The 11451-nt window shown below is 62.6% G+C and carries 8 protein-coding genes and 1 pseudogene; all 9 read left to right on the top strand.

Features of this window, described 5'->3' with window-relative positions; translation table 11 throughout:
- Window positions 1–339: 339 nt before the first annotated feature.
- Window positions 340–1515, top strand: a pseudogene (locus H0W47_RS17090) (IS256 family transposase); the annotation flags it as partial.
- 21 nt (window positions 1516–1536) lie between these two features.
- Window positions 1537–2019 (top strand): TniQ family protein, encoded by a 483-nt coding sequence (locus H0W47_RS18670; RefSeq protein ID WP_367265423.1) that lies wholly within the window; start codon window positions 1537–1539, stop codon window positions 2017–2019.
- Between the two features lie 852 nt (window positions 2020–2871).
- The gene (locus H0W47_RS17085; protein WP_296926564.1) at window positions 2872–4725 is read left to right on the top strand and encodes an FAD-binding oxidoreductase; all 1854 of its coding nucleotides are present in this window, start codon (window positions 2872–2874) and stop codon (window positions 4723–4725) included.
- Between the two features lie 39 nt (window positions 4726–4764).
- A complete protein-coding gene (locus H0W47_RS17080; protein ID WP_296926562.1) occupies window positions 4765–5289 on the top strand; it encodes a GNAT family N-acetyltransferase in 525 nt (174 codons plus the stop codon).
- A gap of 41 nt (window positions 5290–5330) precedes the next feature.
- A complete protein-coding gene (locus H0W47_RS17075) occupies window positions 5331–6353 on the top strand; it encodes a hypothetical protein (protein ID WP_296926560.1) in 1023 nt (340 codons plus the stop codon).
- Window positions 6350–7441 (top strand): hypothetical protein, encoded by a 1092-nt coding sequence (locus tag H0W47_RS17070; protein WP_296926558.1) that lies wholly within the window; start codon window positions 6350–6352, stop codon window positions 7439–7441. Before H0W47_RS17075 ends, H0W47_RS17070 begins: the two co-directional genes overlap by 4 nt.
- Window positions 7442–7470: 29 nt before the next feature.
- The gene (locus H0W47_RS17065) at window positions 7471–8724 is read left to right on the top strand and encodes an MFS transporter (protein WP_296926556.1); all 1254 of its coding nucleotides are present in this window, start codon (window positions 7471–7473) and stop codon (window positions 8722–8724) included.
- 30 nt (window positions 8725–8754) lie between these two features.
- The gene (gene lysA / locus H0W47_RS17060) at window positions 8755–10041 is read left to right on the top strand and encodes a diaminopimelate decarboxylase (RefSeq protein WP_296926554.1); all 1287 of its coding nucleotides are present in this window, start codon (window positions 8755–8757) and stop codon (window positions 10039–10041) included.
- Window positions 10034–11227, top strand: coding sequence for a class II histone deacetylase (locus tag H0W47_RS17055; protein ID WP_296926552.1), 1194 nt, complete (start codon window positions 10034–10036; stop codon window positions 11225–11227). Before lysA ends, H0W47_RS17055 begins: the two co-directional genes overlap by 8 nt.
- Window positions 11228–11451 lie beyond the last annotated feature (224 nt).

Raw genomic sequence — 11451 nt, 5'->3', positions numbered from 1 at the left:
ACTCGCCTCGGTGCTCCTGCACCATACGGACCGCGCGTTCGCGTACTTCGGGGGAAAACTTGTTTGATTTCTTCATGGCTCCATCTTCTCAAAGGTTGGAGCCTCCTCAATTCCCGGGGCGATTCAGCCACCTGAGAAGACGCAGTCTCCTCAGGTTACCGCTTATGGGAGATTGCACATCCTTTCCGGCAGCACGTAGACCGTCTCGGAGGCGCAAATGTTGGCTATAAATTGGCCATTTTTTGGATACCTCCTTATGGTGCAACTCGTGCATGCGAGCTTTCAGACGGGCGCTCAAATTCTTCTCAATCATATCCAAGGTGCCAACGACATGGATGCGACTACAAGAAACCTGAAGACCTCATTGGTGAGAACGGCCTACTCAAGCTGTTGACCAAGAAATTGGTGGAGCGCGCCCTTCAAGCCGAGATGGCAGAACATCTGGGCCACGCCAAAAATGAGACTGTTGCCAATGTTGCTGGCAACACCCGCAACGGCAAGAGCAAGAAGACCCTCAAAGGCGACTTTGGCGAGTTGCCCATAGAAATTCCTCGCGATCGCCACGGCAGCTTTGAGCCGCAGCTCATCACCAAGCACCAGACCCGCTAGGCTGGCTTTGATGAAAAAATCCTGTCCCTGTACGCCCGAGGCATGACGGTACGCGAGATCCAGGGCCATCTGCAAGAGATGTACGGGGCCGAGGTGTCACCCACCCTGATCTCCTCGGTCACAGATGCCGTCATGGACGATGCCAAGGCTTGGCAGGCCCGCCCACTGGATGCGCTGTACCCCATCGTCTACCTGGACTGCATCCACGTCAAAACCCGGGATGCCGGCGCTGTGCGTGCCAAGGCGGTGTACCTGGCACTGGGCATCAACATGGACGGTGAGAAAGAACTGCTGGGCCTGTGGATCGCCCAGACTGAGGGCGCCAAGTTCTGGCTGCAGGTGGTGACTGAACTCAAGAACCGGGGCGTGCAGGATATCTTCATTGCCTGCGTGGATGGTTTGAAGGGATTCCCGGAGGCTATCGAGGCGGTGTACCCCAAAGCCGCAGTCCAACTGTGTCTGGTGCACATGGTGCGCCACAGCCTGAACTACGTCAGCTGGAAGTTGCGCAAGGTGATCGCTGCAGACCTGAAGACTATCTATGCTGCGGCCACTGTCGATGAGGCGCAAATGCGGCTGCAGGAGTTTGATGACAAGTGGGGTGCAGACTACCCCACTATCGTCAAATCCTGGCGCAGCAACTGGGCACGCATCACGCCGTTCTTTGATTACCCGCCGGAGATACGGCGCATCATTTACACGACCAACGCTATTGAGTCGGTGAACATGAGTCTGCGAAAGATCACCAAGAACCGGGGCTCGTTTCCCAGTGACGACGCCCTGCTGAAATTGTTCTACCTGGCCTTGGCCAACATAGCCAAGAAATGGACGATGCCGCTCAGAGACTGGAAGGCTGCATTGACCCGGTTTACTATCCAGTTTGAGGAGAGAATGCCCAAGACTTAACACTCGCCCCGTTTACACAAAATTCGGGACACCCTCGCGTATTGCCCTTTGTGTCTGCAATGCGATGAGGTGCCCTATTACCGTAGGTCTTGGCGATTGGCGTGCGTCACAGCCTGCACAACGCACGGGGTGGCCTTGATTGACACCTGTCTGCAATGCAGAAGCCCTGTTATGCCGCACCGGGTCGATATTGGACGGTGCGGCGCCACGCCACGTAACCGCTCCTTCATACGGTGCTGGAACTGTGGCTCCAAACTCAGTGCTGGGGCAGTGGAGCGATGCGGCGAGGACTTGCTGGCCTTCATAAGGCACCTGGAAGGGGTGCTCCAGCTCGGTTTTGTTCACTCAGGCAGTCACTTCGGGTTGCACTCCATCCCCTACTTCGCGGGACTAAGAGTTCTCGCCCGTGTGGTGGGGAAGCAAAACTTCGCAGGATACGGTTCCATCGAACGCTTGCCGGTGGGACAGCGACATGCCGTGATGGGCGGGTTGTCGAGCTTCTAGATTCTTGGCCCAACAACTTTCTGCACTGGATGAGGCAATCGCACACCACCTACTGCGGCATCGTGCAGCCGCGAGAGGTACCCCCTTTTTGGCTGGAGGACGCTGTCTGCCAGCTGAAGCGGCACCAGCATCCTGCGCGTAGCCAAGCGGAGATACATGAGGTTGCGCGGTTTGTTGTCAGCCGGCATGGTCGATTGGAAGTGGGCATGTTGAGGCGCTGTTATGGCGTGAATCTGGGTCCAGAAAGGTACCCTCTCACTTTCCGTACAGCGGTGTCGCATGAAAACCATGAGGCGTTGATAGCTTCGCTTGAGCATGCTGCTGCGGGCAGTTTTGACGCCAGGATCAGATTTGCGTGCCTGCAGGACATAGTCATGTTCAGTCTGTACCGGTTTACAGACCTGTCGACCGCAAAACTCTGTGCGCTGCCGCTTGCTGTAATGACGCCTTTACAAATCCTTCCGTCCGACGAGGCTTGGTGGGGTGCTCCGAGCAATTCAGTTGAAGCCATTCGAGCCGTAAGCAGGCATCTCGACGGTGTACGCCGACGGTTTTCAGGCCTTGAGTCGTGCCCTTTTACATTTCTCTCGCCCTTTACCGGGCGGCCATTGCGAGCCACCGGTATGCAATCGCGGTTTCGCCAAGCCGTCGTGAGAGCCGGGCTAGCGGCGCCCATCCCAAATATGACGGTCTATAAAGCCAGACAGTCCGAGAGCTTTGCCGGTTCAAAATTGCAGTATTGAATCGCCCCGGGGCGATTCAGTTTCTTGTACTTACAAATATCCTGCAATTGCAGGAGGAAATTTTTTCTCCAGCCGCTGATCATTCGTGCTGCTACGTAAAAGGCATCACATGAAAATTGCGTCCACCGTTTCATTGTCGTCCGGAGATATTGCCGAGCTGCTACCTACACCGGTCATCTACTTGTTAGGCTTTGCTGCGCTTGACGACACCGCTGCCGCAGCAATGCTGGCACATGCTGATTTTGATGCGTTGATCACTGACAGAGTACCCTCGGGCGGTCTGCTGCGTGCTTGGTCGCAAGCGCGCAAGCGCGAGGTGATAGTACTTGTCCGTCAGCCCTTGGGACGGTCGGGTTGTTTTACCAGCCGTACTGATGGGGCCATCCATGTTTTCTTTGGCAAAGACCGCACACCGATCGGGCGTGCCTTCGAGGCGGCCGAGCGCATCTACAGTCGTGACCTTATCGCTCGCACAGCGGCAGCGCTTGTCGCGACCGCTGGTCGCAAGGCAGCGGCTGCCGAGACAGTGTTGGTAGTCGGTGCCGGGATCGTGGGCCTGATGACCGCGTTGCATCTGGTTGACCTAGGCTATCAGGTCGAGGTGGCTGAGGCTAGCGCCGATCCGCGCGGTGAGCCGGACTGGCTGTCGCTCGGTTGCACCCACGGCGGGGCCAATGCCCGGATGTTTTCTCTGACGGAATGCGACAACTACCAAGACCGTGACGCCGCCCCCGGCGAGTTGCTGCACGGCTATCTGCGCAAGCGCGTTTCGGAGTTCGGCTGGCTAATAGGCCGGCCCGACGGGTATTCGGCCGAGGATGAGGCCTGGATCGAGGATTCACTGGCCATGCCCGTCTGGCTGGCAGAGCGGTACAACGACGACATTTTTGCGCTGAACCACGAAAGCCTCGTCTACTGGCGCGAGTTGATCGCCGAAAGGCCCGGTCTTTTTGAAGGGGTGGAATTTTGCGAGCCGCTGCTGCGCGTCGCCTCCACCGGGCCCTACCATGCCAAACAGGTGAAACGGCAAAAGCGCGTCGGCTCCTACCTGAACGAGCTTGACCCCGCGGCAGTCGCCGCCGCCTATCCGTCCCTTGCCGACGGTGTGCGCAACAGCGAGATCGAGGGCGGAATCGAGGTCACCGGCTTCACCGTCAACGTGCACGGCTTCACGCGCCGCCTGATCGACCATCTGGAAGAGCGCGGGGTGCGCTTTCGCTGGGAAGCCCGGGCCAGGCGCATCGTAAACGAGAACGGTTTGGTTACAGGGATCAGCATGGATGGCGGCATCCTGCGGAGCAACCATTACTTTCTGTCGCCCGGCGTCTATGGCGGCGAATTGCTCAAGGGCACGGCGTCCGGGGGCAAGGTGCATGGCGTACTGGGCGCGTGGATGAGCATTCCCAATCTCGGACCCCGCCTGAACCATGCTTTGAAGATCGCCCGCGAGGGCCATATCGCGTGCAGCGGCAACATCATTCCGGCGCGCAGTCCCGAGGGACGGGACATCCTCATCTTCGGATCGGGATTCGGCTACCTGGGCCGCGACCCTGGCAACATCGATCCCGCAGAACTGGAGGCTCTCTATCTATCCATGGAGGATTACCTAGCCGTCATGTTCCCCGAAGCCTTCCGGCAGGCGCTGGCCGACGGGTCGCTGCGCCAGAGCCGGAAATACTGCATACGGCCCTGGACGGCGAGTAGCCTTGGCATGTTTGATATCCAGCCCGCCGAGGCCGGGCTCTTGGTGGTGGCCGCCGGCCACAACACGGGGGGTTTTTCGCAGAGCACCGCCATTGCGCGCGCGACCACCGATGCCTTTCAGGGCCGTCCGCATCCCATGCACATCGTGTACCACCCGCGTCGTTTCGAGGCTTTTTGGCTTGGCCGCGACGGGACCGAGCGCGACGAGGCCTCCCCCTCTTCTACTTTCGCCATGCCCATGGCACAAGCCGTCGCGTAGCCGCCCTGCAGAAGATTGCTTTTATCTAAGGACTTTCCCATGACCCAGACCGTTTCGATACGCCCCGCCACCCGCGCCGACACCGCGCTGATCTGTGAACTGATCCGCGACCTGGCGATTTATGAGGAGCTGGGCGATTCCTGTGTTTCCACACCCGAAGTGATCGGCGAAGCGCTGTTCACGGACCGCCCCTCGGCCGAGGTGCTGATCGGCGAACTGGACGGCACCGCTGTGGGTTTCGCACTCTTCTTTCACAACTACTCCACCTTCCTCGGCAAGAAGGGCCTGTACCTGGAGGACCTCTTCGTGCGGCCCGAGTTCCGCGGCCACGGCGTTGGAAAGATGCTGCTGCGGGCGCTGGCGCAGGTGGCGGTGAAGCGCGACTGCGCGCGGATGGAGTGGTCGGTGCTGGACTGGAACGCCCCGTCCATTGCCTTCTATTCCTCGCTCGGCTCGGCGCCCATGAAAGGCTGGTCGGTGTTCCGCATGACGCGCGACGCGATCATCCGGCTGGCGCAGGACGAAAGCAAAACCGAAGCAGGCGCCGAAGGGTTGGCCGCTTGAGTTGCGCCGACCCATCCCGTCTTTCCCGCCGGGATATCCGGATGCCGGAAAGCCTGCGCGCCGCGGACGGCCTCTTCGATCTTCTCGGCGCCCCGCCTGCCTTGCCGCCTCATCTCGTGTCACTGCGCGAGATGTCGCGCCTCATGGTCGAGCATTGCATGGCAATTGCCAACGCTATGGAGGCCACACTGCCCACCACCCTATCGCAGGTCGCGCAAGGGCGCTGCCTGGGTGTGATGTTCTACCAGCAGAGCACCCGCACCCGGATGAGCTTCGAGGCGGCGATGCTGCGCATCGGCGGCCATGTGGTGGGTTTTGCCGATCCCACGACAACCCGTGCCGTGGGTTTCTACGAGGAAACGCTGGAGGATGTGGTGCGCTTTACAGCCGAAATGGCCGATGTCCTGGTGCTGCGCCACAGCGAGACGGGCGCCGCGCTTCGCGCCTCGGCGGTCTCGCCGGTACCGCTGATCAATGCGGGTGACGGCTACGGCGAGCATCCCACCCAGTCGCTGGGCGATATCCATCATCTGCACAAGCACTTCGGCCGGCTCGACGGACTGTGCATCGGCATTGTCGGCCACCTAGGCTGGCGAGCCCATCGCTCGCTGGTCACGGCGCTGTCGCTGTTCGATGTCCGGCTTGCGGTGCTTGAACCGCCCGGTTCGGCGCCGCCGCCCGATGTGCAGCTGCTACTGCGCGCGCGCGGGACCCGGGTCACGCACTGCGCCAATATTGACGAGGTGCTACGGCTGGCAGATGCAGTCACCACGCTCGGAGTCTATCACTCCAATTTTCACGCCGACTTCGGCGATACGGCCAATGCCGGCGCCCGCCAGGAACGCGCAACGCCCGACAGCCACCGCATCACGGCGGCGGCGGTGCGGGCGGCGGGCCGCCATCTTCCGGTGTTGCACATCGGACCCATCGCGGACCACGTCGACCGCGCGATTGACGCCATGCCCCAGGCACATTACTTCAAGCAAGCGCGTGACGGCGTCTGGATGCGCGCGGCGTTACTCGCGCTGCTCTGCCGTGGCGCGGACCGAAGGGAGCCGGAATGAAACTTGTCACCGATCCCGGGCCCACTGCCCTGGGCACCGACCATATTTTCCTGGCGACCTCGGCACTGGCCGATGACACCGGCCTGCGGGACGCGGTGCTTCGCGAGTTACGCGCCATTGTCGCAAGCGCAGCCTATCTCGACTGGTCGGCGGGCCTGGCCCAGCTTCAGCCTTTCGAACCCGGCGGCGCACTGCGGGGCGGTGCGCTGTCGCAGGTCGGCTTGCTGCGTGATCGCCGGCTGTGTGTGCGTGTAAACACGGTTGAGCGCGAGCTCCTGCTCACCGATGGCGTCTGGGTCGATGCGCGCCTGCGCGTCTTCCCCTTCCCCGATGAAAGCGCGGCGATCCACCGCTACTGCCTGGCGCGCAACTTGGTTGCGGATGCCGATGCGGTGATAGACCTCGCAACCGGCAGCGGCCACAACCTTGCGCATTTCGCGCCTGAAACACCCAGCTTCGGCATGGACATCAATCCGCGCGCGCTGGCTTTTTTTGGGCTGAACCAACGCCTGAACGGCCGCCGCGCCGGCGTAGCCTGCCTGAACGATATCCGGCGCGGGTTTGCCGACATCGTTCCTTTCCCGGAAGCGCGCCGTCCGCTGGTCTTGGGCAACATGCCCTTCGGGCTCGCGCCCACGCGCGAGATGCTGGCGCTGACCTCCGACGGCGGTGAAACCGGGCTTGCCCTGCAACGCCATGCCTTCGAGGCGGTGGCGCGTTTTCGCCAGACGCCGTGCGGGCGCCGGGCGCGCGTGGTGATGCTCGGTTACTCTGTTGGGAACGCCACCGAGGGCAGTTGGGAGATGGTTAAACTGGCGCGCGATATCGTTGGGGCCGAGGGGCTGCGCTGGGAAATTCTCGCCGGCGAGGGGCTGGTGCGGGTGGATGGGCAGCGCATCATGGCCAACCCCGCGCCGCTGTCTCCGGCACTGCAAGCTGCGGGCGGCTGCGGCCTGTATCACCGCGATCCCACGGCAGTACGGGCCATTTATGCCGAACTGGCGGAACGGTTGGAGGCGCGCGGGATGCCCGACCTGTCTTATCTTGTCGTCGAGCTTGCGCCCACCGACCAGGGCGGCCTCGAATAGCCGTTACATCCCATACAAGAAAGATGTCCATGATAAATGCCTCCGACAATGTTCAACGGCCGGCTCCGGCAGGCCTCTTTTACGGCTGGATCATCGTTGCCTCGGTCTTTTGCATGTCGGCGACTGCGGCGGGCATCATCTACTCCTTCCCAGCCTTCGTCGCCGCATTCGAGGCCGAATTCGGTGCCGGGCGAGCAGACGTTTCGTTTGCCTTTGCCATCAGCGAGTTCATCTGGTTCATGACCGGTTTCGCCGCGGGCTCTGCGGCGGACCGCTTCGGGCCGCGCAAGGTGGGGTTTGCGGGCGCGCTGATCATGGCGGCGGGGCTCGCGACGGCGGCGCAGGCCGGGTCGCTGACCCTGCTCTACATCGCCTACGGGGCGGGAGTCGGGATAGGCGGCGGCATGATTTATGTCCCCGCCGTCGGCCTGGTGCAGCGCTGGTTCCGGGTGAGGCGCGGCCTGGCCTCAGGTCTGGCCATCTGCGGCACCGGGGTCGGCACCCTGGCCTTTCCGCCGCTGGCCATGGCACTGACAGAGGCATTGGGTTGGCGCGGCGCGCACATGGTGCTCGCGGCCTGCGCGCTCGGCATCTGCGGCGCTGGCAGCCTGATGCTAGTCGCGCATCCGCGCGAGATGGGTCTGGCCCCTGATGGCGGCCCGGCAGCCGAATCGGCGGATCCCGCCGCCCGGATTCCCGGGCTGACCCTGGCCGAAACGCTGCGATGCGGGCATTTCTGGCTGCTCTATGCCGCCAGCCTGCTGTCGGCGGCCGCCGTCTTCATCAACTACGTGCACCTCGTGCCTTATGCCACCGATCACGGCATCACCGCCCAAAGCGGAATCTTGCTGATAAGCATCCTCGGAATTTCCGGAACGGTTGGTCGCTTCGTCCTTGGCGGCTTGGTCGACTATGTGGGCCGGCGCCATGCGCTGACGCTCATATTCGCGGGGCTGGCGGTGGCGATGTTGTGGTGGTTGCTGGTCCCGCCGGGCTTCGCGGCCCTCGCGTGCTACGCGGCCGCCTTCGGCGTGCTTTATGGCGGCTACATCGCCATGCTGCCCGTGCTGACGATGGAGTATTTCGGCGGGCGGCGCATCGCCACCATCATCGGCGCCCTATACACGTCATGGGGCGTGGGCGCGCTGTTCGGCCCCACGCTCGCTGGCACCATCCGCGATATGGCGGGCGGGTATTTCTTTGCCATCCTGATGGGGGTAGCCTGCATGGGGGGCGCGGCGATCTGCTGCCTTCTCATCCGCGAGCCCGCTATACGTTACTGATCTCATTCATTCCAAAAACCGGGACCCGCCATGACCCTGCAGCACTGCACCGCCGCCCCCGAGGTGCCGGCGCTTCGCCTCTCGCTTTCCGACGACATCCTGCGCGAGGCCGCCCGCCGCTTCGGCACGCCTTGCTGGGTTTATGACGCCGCCGACATCCGCAGGCGCGTCGCCTCGCTGGCCGGGTTCGACGTGATCCGTTACGCGCAGAAGGCCAATTCGAACATCCACCTGCTGCGCATGCTGCGTGCCATGGGCGTGGCCGTCGATGCGGTGTCGCTCGGTGAAATCGAACGCGCGCTGGCCGCAGGCTACAGCGGAGCCCCGGGTGCGCACGACATCGTGTTCGCTTCCGACATACTCGACCGCGGGTCACTCGCGCGAGTCGTGGAACTCGGCCTGCCGGTCAACGTCGGCTCGCCTCAGATGCTCAGCCAGCTCGGCGAGGCCAGCCCGGGTCACCCGGTCTGGCTGCGCATCAACCCGGGTTTCGGCAGCGGCTTCAGCCGCAAGACCAATACCGGCGGGGAGTGGAGCAAACACGGGCTGTGGCACGAAACCCTGCATGAATGCTACGACCTGGTCCGCCTGCACCGGCTGAAGCTGGTCGGGTTGCACATGCATATTGGCTCCGGCGCGGATTTCGACCAGCTGCGCCGTGTCTGTGACGCCATGGCCGCAGAGGTGCGACGCTGCCCCTTCGACATTCAGGCCATTTCGGCGGGCGGCGGCCTGCCTATCCCCTATCGCGACACCGATGTGGAGATCGACCTTTCCGCCTATCGCACCCACTGGGCCGCGACGCGGGCGTCCGCCGAGGAACACTTGGGCCATGCCGTCTCGCTGGAGATCGAGCCGGGCCGCTACCTCGTCGGCAATTCCGGCTATCTCGTGTCGGAGGTGCGGGCACGCAAATCTGTGGGCGAAAACTGGTTCATCCTCGCAGATGCCGGATTTAACGACCTGATGCGCCCTGCGATGTACGGCAGCTATCACCGCATCGGCATCCTGCAAGCCGAGCCGAGCTCCGCCTGTATCGAACGACGGCCCACCGTGGTGGCCGGGCCGCTTTGCGAAGCCGGGGACGTGTTTACCGTTGACAAGGGTGGGGTGGTCGTGCCCCAGGACCTGGCCGTGCCGGAAATCGGCGACCTAGCGGTATTTCACGATTGCGGTGCCTATTGCGCCAGCATGTCGTCGAACTACAACTCGCGAGGCCTTGCGCCCGAAGTGCTGCATGAGGATGGCGCGCTGCGCATGATCCGGCGGCGCCAATCCGTCGCCGATCTTTTGGCACTGGAGCTGTCCTGTGGATGAGGCCACGCTGCGCCGGACCGGGCTCGTCTGGCATGAAAGCTATATGTGGCACATCACCGGCACGGGTGCAGGCGCGCATCCCGCGGGCGGCTTCATGGAACCAGGGCTGCCGCACATCGACAACCCCGCGGCCAGGCGGCGCATGCGCAACCTCATCGAGGTGAGCGGGCTCATCGATCACCTGGCGCCGGTGCGGCCGCGCCCGGCGACCGAGGAGGAACTCCTGCGGATTCACACGCCTGATTACATTGCCCGGCTCAAACGGTTGAGCGCGGAAGGCGGTGGCGAAGCGGGCGAGAAGGCGCCGGTTGGCCCGGGCTCATGGGAAATTGCGCAACTCGCAGCAGGCGGATGCCTAGTTGCCGCGGATGCGATCATGGGCGGGACGCTGCGCAATGCCTATGCGCTGGTGCGGCCGCCCGGCCACCATGCGGAACCAGGGCAGGGACGGGGCTTTTGTTTGCTCGCCAATGCAGCGCTGACCATCGCCCATCTGCGCGCCTTGCACGGGCTGCGACGGATAGCGTTGGTCGACTGGGACGTGCATCACGGCAACGGCGCTCAGGGTATCTTCTATGAAGACCCCGAGGTGTTGACCATCTCTCTTCACGAGGAAGACAACTATCCCCGCGGATCCGGATTTATCACCGAGCGTGGCCGTGGTTTGGGCTTCGGGGCCAACATCAATCTCCCTTTACCGCCCGGCTCCGGGCATGGTGCCTATCTGGCGGCAATCGAGCATGTGGTGCTGCCCGCGCTTGGACGGTTCGCGCCCGAGATGATCCTAGTTTCGTCGGGCTATGATGCCTGTCTCTACGATCCGCTCGCCCGGCAGATGGCGATGATGGAGACCTATCGCTTGATGACGCGCGCGCTGGTGAGTATTGCTGGGCGGACTTGCAACGGGCGATTACTTGTGTTGCATGAGGGCGGCTATTCTGATTTCTACGCGCCTCTCTGCGGTTTGGCCGTGGTGGAGGAGCTATCGGGCTATCGGACAGCCGTGCAGGATCCATTTGTGTCGCATCTCGATCGGTCGGCGCAGCGGCTGCAACCGCATCAAGCCGAGGTTATCACCGCGGTCGGCAAACTGATCGAAGATGTGCCGCGTCCAGGGTCCACCTCAACCCGCCGTGCCAATGTGCGCAAGCTGCATGTTGAGGCGCTGAGGCCGGGACAGGCCTAGCTCGCAACACAGTGAAGATGTGGGCGGCGAGCCGATCAGAGTGAGTCCGGATACCCAGGTCGGGTCAGGCTTCAGCGCAATTCAACACCATCAGAGAGTTAGGGAAGGTCTGCATAACCCCCGCCGCAGCGAGAGTTGCTAGTCAAGAGTTCACAACATGAAACCGGCACAGTGTTCGAGCCGGTTTTCTGGCGATGCTGGCCCGAGTCTGCGTCCGCCTCGAC

This window comes from Polaromonas sp. (assembly GCF_013817205.1).
Lineage (GTDB): Bacteria > Pseudomonadota > Gammaproteobacteria > Burkholderiales > Burkholderiaceae_C > Polaromonas.
Note: the sequence above shows the minus strand (reverse complement) of the source record. Positions and strands in the feature narration are given on the sequence as shown.